Below are 22089 nucleotides of genomic sequence, written 5' to 3'. Positions count from 1 at the left end.
GTCCTATTTCCTCCTGCATCATCGACGGCATGAGTGAGACATCGGCGCGACTCCTGAATCTCCTGTCCCTGCTCCAGACCCCGCGCGAATGGCCCGGCAGCGAGCTCGCCGAGCGGCTGGGGGTCACCTCCCGGACCATCCGCCGCGATATCGAGCGGCTGCGCGATCTGGGCTATCCCGTGCACGCGACGATGGGCGCGGTGGGCGGCTACCGGCTGGCCGCGGGTACGGCGATGCCGCCGCTGCTGCTCGACGACGAGGAGGCGGTGGCCATCGCGGTGGGCCTGCGCTCGGCGGCCGGGCACACCATCGCGGGCATAGAGGAGGCGTCCGTACGGGCGCTCGCCAAGCTGGAACAGGTGCTGCCGGCCCGGCTCCGGCGGCGGGTGGGCACGCTCGGCAGCGCCACGGTACCGATGCCGGCCGGCGACGGTCCGACCGTCGACCCGGAACAGCTGACGGTGCTCGCCGCGGCGATCACCAACCACGAGCGGGTGCGGTTCCGCTATCAGGCGGGCGCGGGCGAGCGCACCAAGCGCCTGGTGGAGCCGCACCGGCTGGTGGCGGCCGGGCGGCGCTGGTACCTCGTGGCGTACGACAACGACCGCGAGGACTGGCGGACCTTCCGGGTGGACCGGCTGACCGAGGCGTTCGCGACGGGCGCCCGAACCGCGCCGCGCGAGCTGCCCGCCGCCGACGCCGCGGCCTACGTCCAGGAGCGGATGCAGGGGATGGGCCCGGCGCCGCTGCGGGCGGTGGCGACGGTGTACGCGCCGGCCGCGGAGGTGGCGGCGCGGCTGGGCGGCCGGGCGGGCGAGGTGGAGGCGATCGACGCGCGGTCGTGCCGGTGGCGCAGCACGCCGGATTCGCTGGAGTGGCTGGCGATGCGGCTGACGATGCTGGGGCACGAGTTCACGGTGCAGGAGCCGGCGGAGCTGGTCGCGTATCTGCGCGCGATGGGCGACCGGGCGCGGCGGGCGGCGGGAGCGGAGGGGCCCGAGCGAGCCGAAGGGGCCGAAGGAGCGGGCCGGGAGACGGAGGCGCGGTGACGACCTGACGGCTTGGCGGAATACCCCTAGGGGGTATATCGTTCTGTGTACTGGACGCCGCAGGCCTCGGCCGCGCGGTCAGCGGTGCCGGGTCGCCCCGGCCCGGCACCGTCCGGTACGGCACGGCCCCGCACACCCCCGGAAAGCACGCGCAGCACTCGCAGCACATGGAGGAGCAGTCATGACGACCGCGATCACGGAGCACCGCGTCGAGCTGGAGATCGGCGGGATGACCTGCGCCTCCTGCGCCGCCCGTATCGAGAAGAAGCTCAACCGCATGGAGGGGGTCACCGCCTCCGTCAACTACGCCACCGAGAAGGCGCAGGTGACGGTCGCGGAGGACAGCGGGGTCGAGGCCGCGGACCTGATCGCCACCGTGGAGAAGACCGGCTACACCGCCGCGCTCCCCGAGCCACCGGCCCCGGCACCCCCCGAGGACGGCGGCGGCGGGCCCGCCGCACAGGACGACACCCTCGCCGCGCTCCGCCGCCGGCTGCTCGTCGCCCTCACCCTCACCGTCCCCGTCGTCCTGATGGCGATGGTCCCGGCCCTTCAGTTCACCAACTGGCAGTGGCTGTCGCTGACCCTGGCCGCCCCGGTGGTGGTCCACTCCGCCCTGCCGTTCCACAAGGCCGCCTGGACGAATCTGCGGCACGGCGCCGCCACGATGGACACGCTCATCTCGATGGGCACCCTCGCCGCGCTCGGCTGGTCGCTGTGGGCGCTGTTCTTCGGCACCGCGGGCATGCCCGGTATGACGCACCCCTTCGAGCTGACCATCGCCCGTACGGACGGCAGCGGCAGCATCTATTTGGAGGCGGCGGCCGGCGTCACCACCTTCATCCTGGCGGGCCGCTACTTCGAGGCCCGGTCGAAGCGCAAGGCGGGCGCGGCGCTGCGGGCGCTGCTCGAACTGGGCGCCAAGGATGTCGCCGTCCTGCGGGACGGCCGTGAGGTGCGCATCCCCACCGCCGAGCTGCGCGTCGGGGACCGGTTCGTCGTACGGCCCGGGGAGAAGATCGCCACCGACGGGCAGGTGGTGGAGGGCGCTTCCGCCGTGGACGCGTCGATGCTCACCGGCGAGTCCGTGCCGGTGGAGGTCGCGCCCGGCGACAGCGTCACCGGGGCGACCGTCAACGCGGGCGGCCGGCTCGTCGTCGAGGCCACCCGGATCGGCGCGGACACCCAGCTCGCCCGGATGGCGCGCCTGGTGGAGGACGCGCAGAACGGCAAGGCCGCGGCGCAGCGGCTCGCCGACAAGATCTCCGCGGTCTTCGTCCCGATCGTCATCGCGCTGGCCGTCGGCACCCTGGGCTACTGGCTGGGCACCGGCGCGGGCGCGGTGACCGCCTTCACCGCCGCCGTGGCCGTACTGATCATCGCCTGCCCGTGCGCCCTGGGCCTGGCCACCCCGACCGCGCTGATGGTCGGCACCGGCCGGGGCGCCCAGCTGGGCATCCTCCTCAAGGGCCCCGAGGTCCTGGAGTCCACCCGCAAGGTCGACACCATCGTCCTGGACAAGACCGGCACGGTCACCACCGGCGTGATGACGCTGACCGGCGTCCACCTCGCCGAGGGCGTCTCCCGCAACGAGGCGCTGCGGCTGGCCGGCGCCCTGGAGCACTCCTCCGAGCACCCGATCGCCCGCGCCATCGCCACCGCCGCCGAGGAGGCGACCGGGACGCTGCCCACCCCGGAGGACTTCGCGAACGTCCCCGGACTCGGCGTCCAGGGCATCGTCGAGGGGCACGCCGTCCTGGTGGGCCGCGAGCGGCTGCTGACCGACTGGAGCCAGCAGCTGCCGGCCGCGCTGGCGGCGGCCAAGGCCGAGGCGGAGGCGGCGGGCCGGACCGCGGTCGCCGTGGGCTGGGACGGCGCGGCCCGCGCGGTGCTGGTCGTCTCCGACGCGATCAAGCCCACCAGCGCCGAGGCGGTGCGCCGGCTGCGCGACCTGGGTCTGACGCCGGTGCTGCTCACCGGCGACAACAAGGCGGTGGCCGCATCGGTCGCCAAGGAGGTCGGCATCGACGAGGTGATCGCCGAGGTGCTGCCCGAGGACAAGGTGGCTGTCATCGAACGCCTCCAGGGCGAGGGCCGCTCGGTCGCCATGGTCGGCGACGGCGTCAACGACGCGGCCGCCCTGGCCCGCGCCGACCTGGGGCTGGCGATGGGCACCGGCACCGACGCCGCCATCGAGGCCGGCGACCTGACCCTCGTACGGGGCGATCTGCGCGCCGCGGCGGACGCCATCCGCCTCGCCCGCGCCACCCTCGGCACCATCCGCACCAACCTGTTCTGGGCCTTCGGCTACAACGTCGCGGCGCTGCCGCTGGCCGCCGCCGGCCTGCTCAACCCGATGATCGCGGGCGCCGCGATGGCCTTCTCCTCGGTCTTCGTGGTCGGCAACAGCCTGCGGCTGCGGCGCTTCCGGGCGCTGACGCCGGAGCGGACCGCCGGCTGACGGCACCGTCCAGGACCGCGGCCCCGGCAGCACCCCGCTGCCGGGGCCGCGGCGTACCCGGCGGCGCGCCCACGGGCGGCTCAATCTCCCTGGGGCGGCGCGGCCCTGCCGTTGGATCGGGCGGACGGGACCGCTGTCCCCTGTCCGTACGCGCCCGCCCCGCACCCTGCGCGTCCCCGGCACGGTGCGGGGCGCCCGCGGACCCGGCCCGGCGGTTGGATGTCTCCAGTTCTGACGGCGGAACATTGGCGGATCGCGCAACCGCCGGCCGGCACCGAGGGGTGAGACTGGTCGCGTACCCGCCCGCCCACGTACCTACAGGGGAACTCATGACGGGGTCACGCGTCCTGGCGCTCGGCCACTACCAGCCCTCCCGGGTGCTCACCAACGCCGACCTCGCCGAGCTCGTCGACACCGATGACGCCTGGATCCGCAGCCGCGTCGGCATCCGGACCCGGCACATCGCGGCGGCGGACGAGACGGTCGACTCGATGGCGGCCGCGGCCGCCGCCAAGGCGCTGGCCGCGAGCGGACTGGCCGCGCAGGACATCGACCTCGTCCTGGTCGCCACCTGCACGGCCGCCGACCGCAGCCCGAACGCCGCGGCCCGGGTCGCCGCCCGGCTCGGCCTGGGCGCCCCGGCCACGATGGACATCAACGTCGTCTGCTCCGGCTTCACCCATGCGCTGGCCACCGCCGACCACGCCATCCGGGCCGGCTCGGCGCGGCATGCGCTGGTCATCGGGGCGGAGAAGTTCACCGATGTGGTCGACTGGACGGACCGCTCGACCTGCGTCCTGGTGGGCGACGGGGCCGGCGCCGCTGTGGTCACCGCGTCCGAGGAGCCGGAGCCGGGGATCGGCCCGGTGCTGTGGGGTTCGGTCCCGCAGATGGGCAACGCCGTACGCATCGAGGGCGAGCCGGCCCGCTTCGCCCAGGAGGGCCAGACCGTCTACCGCTGGGCGACCACCCAGCTCCCGGCCATCGCCCGCCAGGTCTGCGAACGCTCCGGCATCCTCCCCGAGGACCTGGCCGGCGTCGTGCTGCACCAGGCCAACCTGCGGATCATCGAGCCCGTCGCGGAGCGTATCGGCGCGGTCAACGCCGTGGTCGCCAAGGACGTGGTCGACTCCGGCAACACCTCCGCCGCCTCGGTGCCGCTGGCCCTGGCCAAGCTGGTGGAACGCCGCGAGATCCCCTCCGGCGCGCCCGTCCTCCTCTTCGCCTTCGGCGGCAACCTCTCGTACGCGGGGCAGGTCATCCGCTGCCCGTGAGGCGGGGCGGGCGCCCGCGCCGGGCCACCGGCGTGCGGCCCGCCCGCGTTCCCCCGCGTCCGATTCGTTCAAGACCACGCGGCGGCGCCCTCCCTAGGCTCGCCGCATGACCACTCCTTCCGCCTCCCCGGCCCCGTCCCCGGCCCCCTCTCCCTCTCTCTCCTCGTCCCCCCGTTTCGCGGCCATCGGCATGGTCGTCTCCGACATGGCCGCCTCGCTCGCCTTCTACCGCCGCCTCGGCCTGGACATCCCCGCCGACGCCGACGCCGCCCCGCACGCCGAGGCGCAGCTCCCGGGCGGCCTGCGCCTGATGTGGGACTCGTACGCGACCGCCCGCGCCGTCGACCCGGACTGGACCCCGCCCCAAGGGGGCACGCCGACCGGCCTGGCCTTCGCATGCGCGGATCCCGCCGCGGTCGACCAGGTCTATGCGGAGCTCACCGACGCCGGCTACGCGGGCGAGAAGGCCCCCTGGGACGCGTTCTGGGGGCAGCGCTACGCCGTCGTACAGGATCCGGACGGCCATGGGGTGGACCTGTTCGCGCCGCTGGCCTAGTCCTGGGGGGGCCTGGTGGCGGGGTCGTGAGCGCCCCACCCGTGTCCTACGGTCCGGGGTGCTCACGCAGGTACTGGGCACCGCACAGGAAACAGAACGGCTCGGCCTTGGGTGTGCCCCAGTGGTCGGCCGGCTGGACGGCGGCGGCCGGGGCCAGTTCCCGCCCGCACATGGCCGTGAGGCTGGTCACGCGGCACATGTGCCACAGCTTGACGGGTGTGTCCTCGTGCGGCAGCACACCTTCCTCGTATTCGGCGCGGATCTCATGGTCCATGGCGGTGCACCTCCTAGCCCCACGATGCGCCGAGCGGGGGCGGCCCACAACGCGTGGCGGCCGAAGCGGCCCCCGGCCCCGCGCAGCCCTCAGAAGACCGACCACCCGGTCAGCGTCGTGAAGTGGTCCAGGGCCGCCGCACCGGCGACCGAGTTGCCGCGGGCGTCCAGCCCCGGGCTCCATACGCACAGCGTGCAGCGGCCCGGCACGACGGCCACGATCCCGCCCCCGACGCCGCTCTTGGCGGGCAGCCCCACCCGGTAGGCGAACTCGCCCGCCGCGTCATACGTCCCGCAGGTCAGCATCACCGCATTGATCCGCTTGGCCTCGCGGGCCTCCAGCAGCCGGCTGCCGTCGGCGCGCAGCCCGTGGCGGGCCAGGAAGCCGCCGGCCGTGGCCAGGTCGCGGCAGCTCATCTCTATCGAGCACTGCCAGAAGTAGTGCTCGATGACGCTGGGGACCGGATTCTCCAGGTTGCCGAAGGACGCCATGAAGTGCGCCAGCGCGGCGTTGCGATCGCCGTGGTCGGCCTCGGAGTCGGCCACCGCCTGGTCGAAGGCCAGCTCCGGGTTGCCGCTCTCCTCGCGCAGGAAGTGCAGCAGCGCGGTGCTGGCGTCACCGGTGAGGGTCAGCAGCCGGTCGGTGACCACCAGGGCGCCGGCGTTGATGAACGGGTTGCGCGGGATGCCGTTCTCGGCCTCCAGCTGGACCAGCGAATTGAACGGCGTACCGGACGGCTCGCGGCCCACCCGCCGCCAGATCTCGTCGACGCCCTGCGCGTCCCGGCCGCCCTGGCTGCCGTGGCTCTGGGCCATCACCAGCGCCAGGGAGAACGTCTTGGAGATGGACTGGACGGAGAACGGCACCTCCCAGTCGCCGGCCCCGTACACCTTGCCGTTGAGGTCGGCCACCGCGATCCCGAAACGGTCGGGGGCCACCTTCTCCAGCGCCGGTATGTAGTCGGCGACCTGTCCTTGTCCCACGTAGGGCCGGGCATGGGCCGCTACCTCTTCGATCACGGCCTGGTAGTCCATGACGCACACGCTAACCGTTCCTGGCGATGTTGACCGCTGTCGGCCGCATCACCGTGAGCCGGGCCGGGCCCGGTTCGTCTCCCCGAACGGTCTTGGGAGACCGGGAACATGCGGGCCGCGTCCCACCTGCGGTGCCACTCGTGCTTGGCGAGCTGAGCCTCGGGCAGGTTATGCCGCACCTTCGCCAGACGTCTGCCACCTACCACGATCGCCGGGCGGCCGGCCTCGATGCGCTGCTCAACTTGGGCCAGACGTGCGCTCAGCGCACCGCGGGGGCGCTGCTTCTGGAAGCGTTCAGCCTGATCGGCGTAGCCGCGTACACCCTGCTCGCGGCGCCCGCACCCCACCTTCAGGCGGGCGGACATCTTGCCCACCGCGCGGCGCAGTGCGGCCCGCTCGTCGAACAGGCAGCGCGTCGACAGTTGGTACTGGTCCTCACAGGCTCGGGTGATTGCTCCGGCCCAGCGGGAGGATGACACAGCCGTCAGCCGCCTCTTCCGCCCTGCTCGCTGATTGTCCTTCGCCGGGACATCGCCGATACGGACACGCGCGGCCAGATCAGCCCGCGCCAGACGGCCACGATGCTCCCCGACCCGCCGCAACACCTCCACATCTCCAGCGGACACGCGCAATCGGTCCCGGATACGGGCACCACACGGCGCAGCCACCGTGAACGGCTCCACCAGCACCCGCAACCCCCGCGCCACGCCCCGGCCTCCCTCCCCAGCGACGATCACGAACATTCGTACTGGGAACAACAATCCACTCCCCTCACGGCGTGCACCAGCAAACTCAACCAGAACCATCCATACGGGTGACTATGTGGCCGATGACAACCAACGCCTGGGCAATAGTCGCTAACCCGGCGCGAGGAGGACCCCCATCGGAGCCCCCGCCAGCGACTTCACCTCGCGTGCGAGATGCGCCTGGTCCGCGTATCCGGCGCGGGCCGCGACCTCGGCGTAGCGCATGCCGGAGCGCGCCAGATCGAGGGCGCGGACCAGGCGCAGCACCCGGGTGAGGGTCTTGGGGCCGTAGCCGAAGGCGTCCAGGCTGAGGCGGTGCAGCTGGCGTTCGCTCAGCCCGACGCCGCGGGCGACCTCGGCGACGGGGCGGCCGCGGGCCAGGGCCGCAGCGACGGCGGCGGTCCTGGGTGCCGTCCCCGGGGCGGTGTCCTCCAGGCGGGCCCCGGCGGCCTCCTCCAGGGCGCGCGACCCCTCGGCGGCCACCCGTCCGGCCAGCGCCCGCACCCGCTCCGGGGCCCAGAGCTCCTCCAACGGGACCCGCAGATTCCGCAGTTCATGGGCCGGCGCGCCGAGGACGGCGGGACCCTGTCCCGGGGCGAAGCGCAGGCCCGCGAAGAAGGTGCCCGGCGACGCGCCGGTCCGGCCCGGGTGATACGGCCCGGTGTCCGGTCCCGCCACCAGGAGCCGGCCCTCGGTCCAGATCAGGTCCATACAGCCGTCGGGCAGCACCGGCCGCGCCGAGGGTGCCAAGGTGTTGGCCCACAGCACCGCGCCGGCCAGCCGGGATCTCCGCTCGCGGTAGGCGCTCGCAGCACCGGCGCTTGCGCCGTGCGGCCCACCCGTGTCGCGCTCTTCGCCCACATGTCCCAGCCTGGCACGGGAACCCCACGGCCGTCCGCGCCGTTGATTCCATTGATCGCTTTCATCGTTTTCATCGCTTTCACCGCTTTGATCACTTGACTGCAGTGATGGTTCGACTGCAGTGATCGCTCGACCGCGGTGATCGCTTGACTGCTTTGATCCCTCACGGCACCGACCTTCACGGAGGCAGCAATGTCAGGGTTTCTCGACCGGGCCAAGGAGCAGGCGCAGCGCGGACTGGCGCAGGGCAAGCAGAAGGTCGACGAAGTACAGGCGCATCGCGCCGGGTCCGACCTGCTGAAGAAGCTGGGCGCCGCGTACTACGCCGAGCGCAGCGGCACGGGCACACCCGAGGCGACCCGGGAGGCGCTCGGCGCGCTGGAGGCGCACATCAACGCCCACGGCGACGCGTTCCTGCGGGGGTAGCCCGCCGCCGGCCTGCCGTCGGCCGGAATCGCTCGCACACCCACCGAACAACCGGTCCGTTTTATGCCGTTCCACTCCCTCGCTCCCGGCGATCACGTAGAAGCGAGACATGAGGCGGTGCGCGGTCGGCGGCCGCCACGTAACGATCGGAGCCGGTGATGGCCCTACCGCTGTCCGCTGACCGTTTTCTCGAAGCGCTCGAGGCCGAGGGGCTGCGGGTCGTCGAGGTGGGCGACTGGAGGACGCACAACCGCGACCACATGGGCCCCTGGGGGCCGGTGCACGGCATCGTGGTGCACCACACCGCGACGTCCGGCGCCGAGTCCACCGTACGGCTCTGCTACAACGGCCACACCGATCTGCCCGGCCCGCTGTGCCACGGCGTGATCACCAAGGACGGCACGGTGCATCTGGTCGGCCACGGCCGCGCCAACCACGCCGGGCTCGGCGACGGCGACGTCCTGCGCGCGGTGATCGCCGAGAAGCGGCTGCCGCCGGACAACGACACCGACACCGACGGCAATCAGGTCTTCTACGGCTTCGAGTGCGAGAACCTCGGCGACGGCAAGGACCCCTGGCCGGACGCCCAGATGACCGCCCTGGAGAAGGCCACGGCGGCACTGTGCCGGGCTCACGGCTGGGGCGAGCGCTCGGTGATCGGCCATCTGGAGTGGCAGCCGGGCAAGGTCGATCCCCGGGGCTTCACCATGGACGCGCTGCGCGGACGCATCCGCGAACGCCTGAAGTGACCGCGCGGGCCGCGGGCCGGGCGGGGCACCCGGGACACCCCGGACAATGGGAGGCATGTCCCGCCCCCCTCGCCCAGAGCCCGGCCCCGGCCCCGACACCTTGCGGCCCCGCCTCCCCTCCCCCCTCCAGGAGATCGAGGACGCGCCGTTCGCGCGCCGCGGCGTACGGCTGCTGCTCAAGCGGGACGATCTGATCCACCCCGACCTGCCGGGCAACAAGTGGCGCAAGCTCGCGCCCAACCTGCGGGCCGCCGCCGCGGCCGGCGAGCGCGCGCTGCTGACCTTCGGCGGCGCGTACTCCAACCACTTGCGGGCCACCGCGGCGGCCGGCCGCCTCCTCGGCTTCGCCACCATCGGCGTGGTCCGCGGCGACGAGCTGGCCGCCGCGCCGCTCAACCCGTCCCTGGCCCGCTGCGCCGCCGACGGCATGCGGCTGCACTTCATCGACCGGGCCCGTTACCGCCGCAAGACCGACCCGGACGTGCTCGCCGCCCTGCACGAGAGCTTCGGCGCCTTCCGCGTCATACCCGAGGGCGGCAGCAACTCCCTAGCCGCACAAGGCTGTACGGAGCTGGGCCGGGAACTGCGCGGCGCCGCGGACACGGTCGCGGTGGCCTGCGGAACGGGCGGCACGCTGGCGGGGCTGGCCGCGGGGCTGGGCCGGGACCAGCGCGCCCTCGGCATCCCCGTCCTCAAGGGCGGCGACGGCCCCGGCTGCCCGCACTTCCTCCAGCGCACCGTCGAGGAGCTCCAGCGCGCGGCCTTCGGCGGCCCGCGCGGCGACTGGCGCCTGGACGGCCGCTTCCACTGCGGCGGATACGCCCGCACCACCCCCGAACTGGACGCCTTCGCCGCCGCCTTCGAGGACCGCCACGGCCTCCCGGTGGAACGCGTCTATGTCGCCAAGCTGCTGTACGGACTGACGGCGCTGGCCGAGGAGGGCGCCTTCGCCCCCGGCAGCACCGTCGCGGCCGTGATCACCGGCACGCCGTAGCCACCAGGCACCGCACCCGGCCCGACCCGGCCCGGCCCCGCGCCCTATGCCCCCTCCCGGTACGCCGCCGCCTCCTCCAGGTCCAGCCGGCGCAGCAGGGTCCGCAGCATCTCGTCGTCGATCCGGCGGGCGTCGCGCAGCTCGACGAAGACCCGGCGTTCGGCGTCGATCATGTCGCGGGCGAGGCGCCGGTAGGTCTCGTCGGCGGACTCGCCGGTCTCCTCGTTGACCGTGCCCAGCCGTTCCCACACCGCGTTGCGGCGCCGCTCCACAACGATGCGCAGACGGTCGGAGAGGGGCCCTGGGAGCGCGTTGCGGGGGTCCTGGAGGAGTTCGTCGAGCAGCGCCTCGGCGGCCCGTGAGGCATCGTTCTGGGCCTGCGCCTCGGCGAGCGTCTCGGCGCGTTCGTCGCGGCCGGGCAGCTTCAGCGCGCGAATCAGCGGCGGCAGCGTCAGACCCTGGACGACAAGCGTGCCGATGACGGTGGTGAAGGTCAGGAAGAGGACGAGGTTGCGGGCGGGGAAGTGCCCGCCGCCGTGCACGGTCGCGGGCACGGAGAAGGCGATGGCCAGCGACACCACCCCGCGCATCCCGGCCCAGCCGACGATCACCGGCGAGGTCCAGTTCGTATCGGGTTCGCGGGCACGGATCCGGGCCGACAGGGCGCGCGGCAGAAAGGTGGCGGGGAAGACCCATGCGAAGCGGGCGAGGACCACGACGGCGAACAGCACCGCCGCGTACCCGAGGGCCTCCGCCGTACCGAACTCCCCCAGGCCGCGCAGCACGACCGGCAGCTGCAGCCCGATCAGCGCGAAGACCGCGGATTCCAGGATGAAGGAGACCATCTTCCACACGGCCTCTTCCTGGAGCCTGGTCTCGAAGTCGACCTGCCAGGACCGGTGGCCCAGATAGAGGCCGACCACGACGACGGCGAGCACCCCGGAGGCGCCGAGCTGTTCGGCGGCCGCATACGCCGTGAACGGGATCAGCAGCGAGAGGGTGTTCTCCAGCAGCGCCGAATCCCGCAGCCGGCAGCGCAGCCAGTGCAGCGGCACCATCAGGACCAGGCCGGTCCCGATGCCGCCGAGGGAGGCCACGGCGAACTCCCTGATGCCGTCGGACCAGGTGGCGCCGACCCCTACGGCCGCGGCCAGCGCCACCTTGTAGGCGGTGATCGCGGTGGCGTCGTTGACCAGCGATTCGCCCTGCAGAATCGTGGTGATCCGGCTCGGCAGCCCGAGTTTGCGGGCGATGGCGGTGGCCGCCACGGCGTCGGGCGGCGCGACGACCGCGCCCAGCACGAGCGCCGTTGTCAGGGGAAGACCCGGGATGACCAGGTAGGCGGCGTAGCCCACCACCAGGGTCGCGAAGAGGACATAACCGAAGGACAGCAGCGCCACCGGCCGCAGGTTGGCCCGCAGGTCCAGATACGAGCTGTCCAGTGCGGCGGTGTGCAACAGCGGGGGCAGCAGCAGCGGCAGCACGATGCCCGGGTCGAGGGTGTAGTCGGGGATGTTGGGGATGTACGAGGCCCCGATCCCCGCGGCGACCAGCAGCAAGGGCGCCGGCACGGGGGTGCGCCGCGCCAGTCCGGCGACCGCCGCGCTCCCCGCGACCAGCAACAGCAGCGGCATCACATCCATGGCCCGTCCCGTCCCCGTACCCACGCCTTCGCCGGTGATCGCTTCACCGGCCGTCCCGGCGATCTAACCTGGCAATCATGAGCGAGCGCAGCGAGCGAATCATAAAAAGGTGCGCGCCTCGTGAATGCGAGGCCGAGCGGAGCGAGGGGGCGGCATGAGCGAGCGCAGCGAGCGAATCACAAAAAGGTGCGCGCCTCGTGAATGCGAGGCCGAGCGGAGCGAGGGGGCGGCATGAGCGAGCGCAGCGAGCGAATCACAAAAAGGTGCGCGCCTCGTGAATGCGAGGCCGAGCGGAGCGAGGGGGCGGCATGAGCGAGCGCAGCGAGCGAATCACAAAAAGGTGCGCGCCTCGTGAATGCCAGGCCGAGCGGAGCGAGGGGGCGGCATGAGCGAGTGCACGCATGTTCCCGAACTGCCGCGCGCCGAACCGGCCCCGCTGAGCGCCACCTGCCTGGAGTGCCTGGCGGCCGGCAGCCACCCGGTGCAGCTGCGGCTGTGCCTGAGCTGCGGCCATGTCGGCTGCTGCGACTCGTCTCCGTACCGGCATGCGACCGCGCACTACAAGGAGACCGGCCACCCCGTGATGCGGTCGTTCGAACCGGGCGACGACTGGCGCTGGTGCTTCGTCCACCAGCTTCTGGTGTGAGGCCCCGGCGGGAGGCGACGGCGGCGGCCCGCGGCGCCTTGTTTAGCCTTGCGGCATGATCCGCGAAGCGACGCCCGACGATGTCCCCGCCATACTGGCCATGATCCGCGAGCTGGCCGCGTACGAGCGCGCGGCGGAGTCCGCGCAGGCCACCGAGCCGCAGCTGAAGGAGGCCCTCTTCGGGGCCCACCCGGCGGCCTTCGCCCTGATCGCGGAGGCGGACGGAGAGACGGAGGCAGGCCCGGTGGGCTTTGCCCTGTGGTTCCGGAACTTCTCGACCTGGACGGGCACGCACGGTGTCTACCTGGAGGATCTGTACGTACGCCCCGAGGCGCGCGGCGGCGGCCACGGCAAGGCGCTCCTCGCGGCCCTCGCGGAGATCTGCGTGACCCGCGGCTACGCACGTTGTGAGTGGTCAGTCCTGGATTGGAACGAACCGTCCATCGGTTTTTACCGTTCGATCGGTGCGCAGCCCATGGACGAATGGACGGTCTTCCGGCTCACTGGAGATGCGCTGCACAACCTTGCCGGCGCTTCGCGTGTCAACGGAGCGTAATCGGGATGGATTTGGCGGCGCAGACCTCTAGCCACCGTCCGTACTCATAGCCGTACAATAAGTAACAGCCAGTGACAGCGTAGGCGCGGGGCGACCGCGGCCCGGAGCGCCTTCCGGAAGGCAGCCGTGCTCCTTCCGGGCGACACCGGCCCGCAGATCGCGATAGCGTCACAGCCGAACCATGTGCTGCACCGGTTCGTTCTCCTTTCACCCGACAGGAGAACGCATCCGGCGGGGATGTCCCGAGGCCCTCGGGACGTCCCGCATTCCAGCTCAACCAGCTTGTGCCACCTTGGAGGTGAGGGTGTCCCAGATCGCAGGCGAGCCCGGGACTCAGGACTTCGTGGAAGTCCGTCTGCCCGCTGCGGGTGCCTACCTGTCCGTGCTGCGTACGGCCACGGCCGGGCTCGCAGCCCGCTTGGACTTCACCCTCGACGAGATCGAGGATCTGCGCATCGCGGTCGATGAGGCCTGCGCGATCCTGCTGCAACAGGCCGTCCCCGGCAGTGTGCTGAGCTGCGTCTTCCAGCTGATCGACGACGCGCTGCAGGTGACCGTGTCGGCTCCGACGACCGACGGCCGTGCCCCGGAGCGCGACACCTTCGCCTGGACGGTGCTCTCCGCACTGGCCGGCAAGGTCGATTCCGCCGTCGCCGAGGACCAGACGGTCACCATCAGTCTGTACAAGGAGCGCGGCGCCGGTCCCGGACCGTCATGACCGAACAGGGGGCCCCGTGAAAGATCTCGAACGCGGCACGCGGATGGCGCCCGGTGTGGCCATCCCCGAGCAGCAGGCCCGGCCGCATCCGGTGGGCACGGACGACCACGGCGGCCGGTTGGACGCGGCGGAGCAGGCAGAGCGGGCGGACCACATGGACCAGAGCGAGCAGCAGGGGCAGCAGGCGGACCGGCACGATCCATCCGGAACCGACCAGAAGCCCCAGGAAGAACAGCATCACCACGAGCCGCACGGCCCACAGGACCGCAGCGGCGCGCGGGCGATGTTCTACGAGCTGCGCGAGCTTCCCACCGGCTCCGCGGAGCGCGCGGAGCTGCGCAACACCCTCGTACGGATGCATCTGCCGCTCGTCGAGCATCTGGCGCGGCGGTTCCGCAACCGCGGCGAGCCGCTGGACGATCTGACCCAGGTCGCCACCATCGGCCTGATCAAGTCGGTGGACCGCTTCGACCCGGACCGCGGCGTGGAGTTCTCCACGTACGCCACCCCCACGGTCGTCGGCGAGATCAAGCGGCACTTCCGCGACAAGGGCTGGGCGGTCCGCGTCCCGCGCCGCCTCCAGGAGCTGCGGCTGTCGCTGACCACGGCGACCGCCGAGCTCTCCCAGCGCCACGGCCGGGCACCGACGGTCCATGAGCTGGCCGAGCATCTGGGGATCTCCGAGGAGGAGGTCCTGGAGGGGCTGGAGTCGGCGAACGCGTACAGCACGCTCTCGCTGGACGTGCCGGACACGGACGACGAGTCCCCGGCCGTTGCCGACACCCTCGGCACCGAGGACGAGGCGCTGGAGGGGGTGGAGTACCGCGAGTCGCTCAAACCGCTCCTGGAAGATCTTCCGCCGCGCGAGAAGAAGATCCTGCTGCTGCGCTTCTTCGGCAACATGACCCAGTCGCAGATCGCCCAGGAGGTCGGCATCTCCCAGATGCATGTCTCGCGCCTCCTGGCCCGCACCCTGGCACAGCTGCGGGACAAGCTCCTGGTCGAGGAGTAACGCCTCAGTCGAGGAGTAACGCCTGATACGAAGGGGGCGGGGCCGCCATGGCCCCGCCCCCTGTCGCTCACTGCCCGTCGGCGCTCATTCCGCTTCCCGGGGGCCGATGCCCAGCGCCACGGTCGCGGTCGGATTCACCAGCAGGACGAGCACCACGGCCGCCACGGCGGCCAGCCCGGCGCCGGCGGCGATCAGTGCCCCGCCGCCCTTGATCAGCGTCCAGGCCACCGGCAGCGCCACGATCTGCGTGATCAGCGAGGGGCCGCGGCTCCAGCGGCGGCGCAGCCACAGCCCGCGCGCGGCGACGAGCGGCAGCGCGGCGAGCGCCAGCACGGTCACACCGCCCATCTCGGCCTGCTGCGGACTGTCCGGCGAACCGACCAGCCCCATGATCAGCATGTACACGCCCATGGCGGCCAGCGCCAGCCCCTCGACGGCGGTGAGCGCCGCGGCGACGCTCAGCCGGGCGGGCCGCGGCCCGGTCGGCTCGGGTACGGCGGCGGTGCCGGCGGCGCGGTTCGCGGACTGCTTCTGCTTGCTGCTCACCCCAGCAGGGTAGCGCCGCGGATACCGGGGCCCGGGGCCGCCCGAACCCCGGACGGGGCGTGAGACAAGTACCTGCAGGTAGGTACGCTGCTCCATATGCGCGCACTCCTCGTGGTCAATCCCGCAGCAACCACCACCAGTGCCCGCACCCGCGAAGTGCTCGCCCATGCGCTCGCCAGCGACCTCAAGCTGGAGGTCGCCGAGACGAAGTACCGCGGGCACGCCCGTGACCTGGCCCGGGAGGCCGCCGAGGACGGCCGGACCGAGCTGGTCGTGGCGCTCGGCGGCGACGGCACCGTCAACGAGGTCGTCAACGGCCTGCTGGCGAACGGCCCCGATCCGGACTCGCACCCGCGGCTGGCCGTCGTCCCCGGCGGCTCCACCAATGTCTTCGCCCGCGCGCTCGGCCTGCCCAATGACGTGGTGGAGGCGACCGGCGCCCTCCTGGACGCGCTGCGCGATCGCAGCGAGCGCACCGTCGGCCTGGGCCTGGCCTCCGGCACCCCGGGCAGCAAGGACGAGGGCGCGCCACCCCGCTGGTTCACCTTCTGCGCGGGGTTCGGCTTCGACGCCGGCGTCGTGGGCCGCGTCGAGCAGCAGCGCGAACGCGGCAAGCGTTCGACGCATGCCCTGTACGTGCGGCAGTTCGTACGCCAGTACCTGGGCGAGCAGAACCGCCGGAACGGCTCCATCACGCTCGAACGTCCGGTCGGCGAGGACGGCACGGACGGCGGCACGGCGGTCGTCGAGGACCTGGTGATGTCCATAATCTGCAACACCGCCCCCTGGACCTACCTGGGCAATCGCCCGATCTACCCGTCCCCCCGGGCATCGTTCGACACCGGGCTGGATCTGTTCGCACTGGGCAAGCTGTCGGCCCCTGCGGTGGCCCGCTACGGCACCCAGCTGCTGACGTCAACACCGCACCACGGCCCCCGGGGCAAGCACGCGGTCTCCCTCCACGACCTCACCGAGTTCACCTTGCATTCGCAGGCGCCACTGCCGTTTCAGATGGACGGGGATCACCTGGGACTGCGTACGAGCGTGACGTTCACAGGCGTTCGCCGTGCACTGCGTGTGATTGTGTGAGCAGCAGGGCCTAAAGTCCTTTCACTCGAACGTTTAGACTGTCTTCCACCCCCTGGAATGACGGCTGTGACCGATGCGACACCAAGGAATCAAAAAAAAGTTTCCGGAAGGGGTTGTATCCGCAGCCGAGGTTTGCGAGTCTCTTCATGGCGATCGGGACGGCCACTTAACCGGCCCCCTTGAGAGCCCGAATCCTCCCCCTCATTCCACTGGACCGCCCCAGTTCACAACTGGGTTACGGCCCTTCCCTTGCGGGGGGATTCGTGAAAGCGTTCACATTCACAAGCAACGATCCCGTCACACGAGGAGATGGAGCAGCCATGGACTGGCGTCACCGCGCCGTTTGCCGCGAGGAAGACCCCGAGCTCTTCTTCCCTATCGGCAACACCGGTCCTGCGCTGCTGCAGATCGAGGAAGCCAAGGCCGTCTGCCGCCGCTGCCCCGTCATGGAGCAGTGCCTGCAGTGGGCGCTCGAGTCCGGCCAGGACTCCGGCGTCTGGGGTGGTCTGAGCGAGGACGAGCGCCGCGCAATGAAGCGCCGTGCAGCTCGCAACCGGGCGCGCAACGCCAGCGCCTGAGCCAGTAGCCCCGTGGCCCCCGAGCCGCAGCGCGCAGTACCCCCGATGCAGCCCCGGCGCTGAAAAGACCGGTCGTTATCGCATCGCAACAGCTTTGAGCCCCGGACCAGATGGGTCCGGGGCTTGCTGCTGTTCAGGGGCTTTACGGCCCGCCGGTGCGGTTCACCGGCGGGCCACCTGTCAGTGCTGCTGCTTCTCCGCCCGTACGGGCACGTCCAGGAGGACCCGCGTACCGCGGTCGGACGCCCGCACCATGTCGAACGTTCCGCCCAACTCCCCCTCCACCAGGGTCCTGACGATCTGCAGCCCCAGGTTTCCGGTCCGCTGCGGATCGAAACCCTCCGGCAGCCCCCGGCCGTCGTCCTGGACGGTGACCACCAGCCGCGGCTCCGCACGCGTCCCGCCGCGCACCGCGCCGACCTCGACGGTGCCGCCTTCCGCCTGGTCAAAGGCGTGCTCCAGGGCGTTCTGCAAGATCTCCGTGAGCACCATCGACAGCGGTGTGGCGACCTCGGCGTCCAGGATGCCGAAGCGGCCGGTGCGCCGCGTGGTCACCTTTCCGGGGGAGATCTCCGCCACCATGGCCAGCACCCGGTCGGCGATCTCGTCGAACTCGACCCGCTCATCGAGGTTCTGCGACAGCGTCTCGTGCACGATCGCGATCGAACCGACCCGGCGTACCGCCTCGTTGAGCGCCTCTCGGCCTTGCGGGGAATCCATGCGCCGGGCCTGCAAACGCAACAATGCGGCAACGGTCTGGAGATTGTTCTTCACCCGGTGGTGGATTTCCCGGATGGTGGCGTCCTTGGTGATCAGTTCCCGCTCACGGCGTCGCAGTTCGGTGACATCGCGCAGCAGCACGAGGGAACCGATGTGCGTTCCCTTCGGCTTGAGCGGAATGGCGCGCAATTGGATCACGCCGTCACTGCCCTCGACCTCGAATTCCCGGGGGGCCCAGCCGCTGGCGAGCTTGACCAGCGCCTCGTCCACCGGACCGCGGGCGGGCGCCAGTTCTGCGGTGGCCTGTCCGAGATGGTGGCCCACCAGGTCGGCGGCGAGGCCGAGCCGGTGGTAGGCGGAGAGCGCGTTGGGGCTGGCGTACTGGACCACTCCGTCGGCGTCGAGCCGGATCAGTCCGTCGCCGGCGCGCGGCGAGGCATCCATGTCGACCTGCTGGCCGGGGAAGGGAAACGATCCTGCAGCGATCATCTGGGCGAGGTCGGAGGCGCTCTGGAGGTAGGTGAGCTCCAGGCGGCTCGGGGTCCGTACGGTCAGCAGGTTCGTATTCCGGGCGATCACTCCGAGCACCCGGCCGTCGCGGCGGACCGGGATGGACTCGACCCGGACCGGCACCTCCTCCCGCCACTCCGGATCGCCCTCGCGCACGATCCGGCCCTCGTCCAGGGCGGAGTCCAGCATCGGCCGGCGGCCGCGCGGAACGAGATGGCCGACCATGTCGTCCTGGTAGGAGGTGGGGCCGGTATTGGGCCGCATCTGCGCGACCGAAACGTAACGGGTGCCGTCCAGGGTGGGAACCCACAGCACAAGATCGGCGAAGGAAAGGTCGGAGAGCAGCTGCCACTCCGAGACCAGCAGATGCAGCCACTCGAGGTCCGAGTCACTCAGAGCGGTGTGCTGGCGTACGAGATCGTTCATGGAGGGCACATATGCGAGCCTACCGGCGTAGCGTGTACCTGGCGTTCAGGCGTATCTTTTGTCCGCTCTCTTGTTCGCCCCCTCACCGGAGCGCATCCGCGGTCCTTGCAAGGGCATGGACAACCGAGAATGGTCTAGTCCACAATGTTGGGTACGACACACCTTCTGGGGGACTCTCCAGATCCTGATCCTCCGTTCTCCCCGCACAGGAGAGCGGAACGAGGCCCGAGGCGCTCTCTGCCCTGACTGCGCCGAGGCCTCCGATCGACCGGCCTCGGCCGGGACCGTGCCCCTACCGCACATGGGGCACATCCCGGCTGCACACGAGGTCGGCCGATGTCAGCTCCGGGCTGCGGTGCCGGACAGGTTGAGGGTCCTGTCCCGGCGCCGCGGCCCGCGGGTGCTTCAGGGGGTTCCGGCCGCTGTACCGGCCGCTTTCTGTGCCTTTCCCCGTTTCTGCGGGCTCTTCGGCCAGACCTTCATCGCCAGCTCTCCGATCGCCTCCAGCGCCGCCCGGTCCGCGCCGTCCCGCGCCTGCTGCGACATGCCCTGGACGACGGCCGCCACGTAATGGGCGAGGGCGACGGCGTCCGTATCGGCGGGGAGCTCTCCGGAAGCGATGTCCGCCGTGATGGCCCGCTCGTAATCCCGGCGGTTCGCCTGCCTCATCTCCCGCAGGGACTCGGCGACTTCGGCGGACGCGGGGGCGGTGTTCTGGGCTGCGCTGATCACGAGGCAGCCGCGAGGGCGGCCGGGCAGGGTGTATTCGACCGCGGCCTCGCGCAGCGCCCGTTCGACGCCGCGGCGTGCGGTCGGCTCCTCGGCCACGGCGCGGGAGATGAAGCCGCCGTAGAGCCGCCCGTACTCGGCCACCACCTCGTCGAACAGGGCCCGCTTGTCGCCGAAGGCGGCGTACAGGCTGGGGGCGCTGATGCCCATGGTGCGGGTGAGGTCGGAGATGGACGTGGCTTCGTAGCCCTGCTCCCAGAAGGAGCGAATCGCCTGCTCAAGGGCCGTCTCCCGGTCGAAGGAGCGGGGCCGGCCGCGCTGTTTCGTCTCCTTGCTCGTCTCCTTGGTCGCCATGGGGTGAATTCTATAGCGGTCGGTACGGAAGCCGTGCTACGGTTTTTTTGTAGTGAGCGATACAGAAAGTGCTCGGTGCGGGATGCGTGTGCGCGTACGCCCGTACCGAGCGGCACATACGACATCGGGAGGGGCACGGCCATGAGTGCGCTCAGGGGCAGGACGGCGCTGGTGACGGGCGGCAGCAGGGGGATCGGCCGGGCGATCTCGCAGCGGCTGGCGCGGGACGGGGCGCGGGTGGCCGTTCACTACGGACGCGATGAGACGGCGGCCAAGGAGACGGTCTCGGCGATCGAGGCCGCGGGAGGCCAGGCCTTCGCGGTCCGGGCCGAGTTGGGAGTGCCGGGCGGTGTCGAGGCGCTGTGGGCCGCGTTCGACGAGCAGGCCGACGGAGTGGACATCCTGGTCAACAACGCGGGAATCAACAAAGCGGTCGACGGGACGCTGAAGCGCCTCGGCGAGATGACGGAAGAGGATTTCGACCGCCTCTTCGCGGTCAACACCAAGGCGCCGTTCTTCCTCGTCCAGCAGGGGCTGACCCGGCTGCGGGACGGCGGCCGGATCGTCAATGTCTCGACGGGGCTGACGCATGGCGCGGCCAAGCCCGAGCTGATCGCCTACGCCATGAGCAAGGGCGCGATCGATGTGTTCACCTCGACGCTCGCCAAGGACCTGGGCGGGCGCGGCATCACGGTCAATGCGGTGGCGCCCGGTGCGGTCGATACGGATATGAACGCCGAATGGCTGCGCGGGGAGAGCAATGCCGGGGCGCGGCAGGCGCTCGGGGCGATATCCCCGCTCGGCCGGGTCGCGGATCCGACCGACATCGGCGACATCGTGGCCTTTCTCGCCTCGGACGACAGCCGTTGGGTGACGGGGCAGTGGATCGATGCGACGGGGGGTGCGCTGCTCTGACGGGTGCGGCCGCCGGGCGGCCCACCCACCCCCCGGCCCGTCGACCCGCCGGTCGGCCGTCCGGTCGCCCGATCGACGACAAAACGTGCCCCGCCATTCCATGACAGCACCCGGTTCCGCGGGCCCCGCTCTGTTAGATTGGTCTATACCACATAGCCCATTCTTCAGAACGGCAGGCCAAGCGTGGAAGTTGTCATCGTCCCGGACGCCACGGCAGGTGGCGAGCTCATCGCGGAGGCCATCGCCACCCTGATGCGCCGCAAGCCCGACGCGCTGCTCGGCGTGGCCACCGGCTCGACCCCGTTGCCCATCTACGAGGCGCTCTCGGCGAAGGTCCGGGCCGGCGCGGTGGACGCCTCGCGGGCCCGCATCTGCCAGCTCGACGAGTATGTGGGCCTGCCGGCCGGACACCCCGAGTCCTATCGTTCGGTGGTTCTGCGGGAGGTGGTGGAGCCGCTGGGTCTCGGTGAGGACTCCTTCATGGGGCCGGACGGTTCGGCGGCGGACGTCCAGGCCGCATGTGCGGCGTACGACAGGGCGCTGAGCGAGGCCGGAGGTGTGGACCTCCAGCTGCTCGGTATCGGCACCGACGGACACATCGGCTTCAACGAGCCGTGCTCGTCGCTCGCTTCTCGCACCCGTATCAAGACGCTGACCCGGCAGACCCGGGAGGACAACGCCCGCTTCTTCGACAGCCTCGACGAGGTGCCGCACCACGTCATCACCCAGGGCATCGGCACGATCCTGGAGGCCCGCCATCTGGTCCTGCTCGCCACCGGGGAGGGCAAGGCCGATGCGGTGGCCCACGCCGTCGAGGGGCCGGTCGCCGCGCTGGTCCCGGCCTCGGCCCTGCAGCTCCATCCGCATGCGACGGTCGTCGTCGACGAGGCCGCAGCCGCCAAGCTGAAGCTCGCCGAATACTTCCGGGCCACGTATGCGGCGAAGCCGGAGTGGCAGGGGATCTAGGCGGTGGCCCGCATCGGGTCGGGGCGGCGGCGCGACCGTCGGCCCGGCCCGACCCGACCCGGGCGGGGCGGGGCGGGGCGGTAGGTGCATCGGCCCGACGCGGGCGGGCGGGGCGCGCCCTCTCTCCGCCGGCGGGGCGTTGCCCTAGGTGGGGCGTTGTCCTAGGTGGGGCTGCCGATCGTGGTCGTGCCGTTCGCGGCGCTGTCGTTGGTGGTGTTGCCCTTCGCGGTCCCGTCGTCCGCGGTCGTGTCGTTCGC

At 71.6% G+C, this 22089-nt stretch carries 23 protein-coding genes; 15 read left to right on the top strand and 8 right to left on the bottom strand.

Annotated elements, in window-relative coordinates; genetic code table 11:
* Nucleotides 1-29 precede the first annotated feature (29 nt).
* The 4 genes from AC5677_RS26095 (at nucleotide 30) to AC5677_RS26080 (ending at nucleotide 5340) form a co-directional block, all read left to right on the top strand.
* Nucleotides 30-1049, top strand: a complete 1020-nt coding sequence (locus tag AC5677_RS26095; RefSeq protein ID WP_497190355.1) for a helix-turn-helix transcriptional regulator — start codon at nucleotides 30-32, stop codon at nucleotides 1047-1049.
* 181 nt (nucleotides 1050-1230) lie between these two features.
* Nucleotides 1231-3510, top strand: coding sequence for a heavy metal translocating P-type ATPase (locus tag AC5677_RS26090; RefSeq protein WP_497190354.1), 2280 nt, complete (start codon nucleotides 1231-1233; stop codon nucleotides 3508-3510).
* A gap of 329 nt (nucleotides 3511-3839) precedes the next feature.
* A complete protein-coding gene (locus tag AC5677_RS26085) occupies nucleotides 3840-4784 on the top strand; it encodes a beta-ketoacyl-ACP synthase III (protein ID WP_497190353.1) in 945 nt (314 codons plus the stop codon).
* A gap of 106 nt (nucleotides 4785-4890) precedes the next feature.
* Nucleotides 4891-5340, top strand: a complete 450-nt coding sequence (locus AC5677_RS26080; protein ID WP_497190352.1) for a VOC family protein — start codon at nucleotides 4891-4893, stop codon at nucleotides 5338-5340.
* 46 nt (nucleotides 5341-5386) lie between these two features.
* Here the strand turns inward: AC5677_RS26080 and AC5677_RS26075 are convergent, their stop codons facing one another.
* The 4 genes from AC5677_RS26075 to AC5677_RS26060 form a co-directional block, all read right to left on the bottom strand.
* Nucleotides 5387-5614 carry a hypothetical protein gene (locus AC5677_RS26075; protein ID WP_497190351.1) on the bottom strand — a complete coding sequence of 76 codons (228 nt, stop codon included), beginning with the start codon at nucleotides 5612-5614 and terminating at the stop codon, nucleotides 5387-5389.
* Between the two features lie 89 nt (nucleotides 5615-5703).
* Nucleotides 5704-6648 (bottom strand): glutaminase, encoded by a 945-nt coding sequence (locus tag AC5677_RS26070; protein ID WP_497190350.1) that lies wholly within the window; start codon nucleotides 6646-6648, stop codon nucleotides 5704-5706.
* Entirely contained in the window at nucleotides 6630-7391 is a 762-nt protein-coding gene (locus AC5677_RS26065) for a hypothetical protein (protein WP_497190349.1), read from the bottom strand. The genes AC5677_RS26070 and AC5677_RS26065 overlap by 19 nt, the downstream gene beginning before the upstream one ends.
* 114 nt (nucleotides 7392-7505) lie before the next feature.
* Nucleotides 7506-8255, bottom strand: coding sequence for a helix-turn-helix transcriptional regulator (locus tag AC5677_RS26060; protein WP_497190348.1), 750 nt, complete (start codon nucleotides 8253-8255; stop codon nucleotides 7506-7508).
* Between the two features lie 192 nt (nucleotides 8256-8447).
* On the opposite strand from AC5677_RS26060, the gene AC5677_RS26055 reads away from it, so the two are divergent.
* From AC5677_RS26055 to AC5677_RS26045, 3 genes are all read left to right on the top strand, one after another.
* Nucleotides 8448-8681 (top strand): hypothetical protein, encoded by a 234-nt coding sequence (locus AC5677_RS26055; RefSeq protein WP_403501343.1) that lies wholly within the window; start codon nucleotides 8448-8450, stop codon nucleotides 8679-8681.
* A 158-nt stretch (nucleotides 8682-8839) separates the two neighbouring features.
* A complete protein-coding gene (locus tag AC5677_RS26050) occupies nucleotides 8840-9430 on the top strand; it encodes an N-acetylmuramoyl-L-alanine amidase (RefSeq protein WP_497190347.1) in 591 nt (196 codons plus the stop codon).
* A 55-nt stretch (nucleotides 9431-9485) separates the two neighbouring features.
* Nucleotides 9486-10424, top strand: a complete 939-nt coding sequence (locus AC5677_RS26045; RefSeq protein ID WP_497190346.1) for a 1-aminocyclopropane-1-carboxylate deaminase/D-cysteine desulfhydrase — start codon at nucleotides 9486-9488, stop codon at nucleotides 10422-10424.
* Nucleotides 10425-10468: 44 nt separating this feature from the next.
* Here AC5677_RS26045 and AC5677_RS26040 read toward each other — a convergent pair whose 3' ends face one another.
* Nucleotides 10469-12067: a Na+/H+ antiporter gene (locus AC5677_RS26040; protein ID WP_497190345.1), complete on the bottom strand. Its 1599-nt coding sequence runs from the start codon at nucleotides 12065-12067 to the stop codon at nucleotides 10469-10471.
* 385 nt (nucleotides 12068-12452) lie between these two features.
* Here AC5677_RS26040 and AC5677_RS26035 point away from each other — a divergent pair, with 385 nt between their 5' ends.
* From AC5677_RS26035 to AC5677_RS26020, 4 genes are all read left to right on the top strand, one after another.
* Nucleotides 12453-12713 carry a UBP-type zinc finger domain-containing protein gene (locus AC5677_RS26035; RefSeq protein WP_497190344.1) on the top strand — a complete coding sequence of 87 codons (261 nt, stop codon included), beginning with the start codon at nucleotides 12453-12455 and terminating at the stop codon, nucleotides 12711-12713.
* 55 nt (nucleotides 12714-12768) lie between these two features.
* The gene (locus tag AC5677_RS26030) at nucleotides 12769-13269 is read left to right on the top strand and encodes a GNAT family N-acetyltransferase (RefSeq protein WP_497190343.1); all 501 of its coding nucleotides are present in this window, start codon (nucleotides 12769-12771) and stop codon (nucleotides 13267-13269) included.
* A 304-nt stretch (nucleotides 13270-13573) separates the two neighbouring features.
* Nucleotides 13574-13987 (top strand): ATP-binding protein, encoded by a 414-nt coding sequence (locus AC5677_RS26025; RefSeq protein ID WP_497190342.1) that lies wholly within the window; start codon nucleotides 13574-13576, stop codon nucleotides 13985-13987.
* A gap of 43 nt (nucleotides 13988-14030) precedes the next feature.
* Entirely contained in the window at nucleotides 14031-14999 is a 969-nt protein-coding gene (locus tag AC5677_RS26020; protein ID WP_497196760.1) for an RNA polymerase sigma factor SigF, read from the top strand.
* An 84-nt stretch (nucleotides 15000-15083) separates the two neighbouring features.
* On the opposite strand, the gene AC5677_RS26015 is transcribed toward AC5677_RS26020, so the two are convergent.
* A complete protein-coding gene (locus tag AC5677_RS26015) occupies nucleotides 15084-15545 on the bottom strand; it encodes a hypothetical protein (protein WP_497190341.1) in 462 nt (153 codons plus the stop codon).
* 96 nt (nucleotides 15546-15641) lie between these two features.
* Between AC5677_RS26015 and AC5677_RS26010 the strand changes: the two genes are divergently transcribed.
* Together AC5677_RS26010 and AC5677_RS26005 are read left to right on the top strand one after the other, a co-directional pair.
* Nucleotides 15642-16634, top strand: coding sequence for a diacylglycerol/lipid kinase family protein (locus AC5677_RS26010; RefSeq protein WP_497190340.1), 993 nt, complete (start codon nucleotides 15642-15644; stop codon nucleotides 16632-16634).
* A gap of 320 nt (nucleotides 16635-16954) precedes the next feature.
* Nucleotides 16955-17212, top strand: a complete 258-nt coding sequence (locus AC5677_RS26005; protein ID WP_003983230.1) for a WhiB family transcriptional regulator — start codon at nucleotides 16955-16957, stop codon at nucleotides 17210-17212.
* A 180-nt stretch (nucleotides 17213-17392) separates the two neighbouring features.
* On the opposite strand, the gene AC5677_RS26000 is transcribed toward AC5677_RS26005, so the two are convergent.
* On the bottom strand, nucleotides 17393-18868 hold the full coding sequence (locus AC5677_RS26000; RefSeq protein ID WP_497196759.1) for a sensor histidine kinase: 1476 nt from the start codon (nucleotides 18866-18868) through the stop codon (nucleotides 17393-17395).
* A gap of 405 nt (nucleotides 18869-19273) precedes the next feature.
* Nucleotides 19274-19951 carry a TetR/AcrR family transcriptional regulator gene (locus AC5677_RS25995; protein ID WP_497190339.1) on the bottom strand — a complete coding sequence of 226 codons (678 nt, stop codon included), beginning with the start codon at nucleotides 19949-19951 and terminating at the stop codon, nucleotides 19274-19276.
* A gap of 141 nt (nucleotides 19952-20092) precedes the next feature.
* On the opposite strand from AC5677_RS25995, the gene AC5677_RS25990 reads away from it, so the two are divergent.
* The gene (locus AC5677_RS25990; RefSeq protein WP_497190338.1) at nucleotides 20093-20866 is read left to right on the top strand and encodes an SDR family oxidoreductase; all 774 of its coding nucleotides are present in this window, start codon (nucleotides 20093-20095) and stop codon (nucleotides 20864-20866) included.
* A gap of 183 nt (nucleotides 20867-21049) precedes the next feature.
* Nucleotides 21050-21832: a glucosamine-6-phosphate deaminase gene (gene nagB, locus AC5677_RS25985; protein ID WP_497190337.1), complete on the top strand. Its 783-nt coding sequence runs from the start codon at nucleotides 21050-21052 to the stop codon at nucleotides 21830-21832.
* The last annotated feature ends 257 nt before the right edge of the window (nucleotides 21833-22089 follow it).

The sequence above is a fragment of the Streptomyces sp. JLSY215 genome (genome assembly GCF_059682825.1).
Note: the sequence above shows the minus strand (reverse complement) of the source record. Positions and strands in the feature narration are given on the sequence as shown.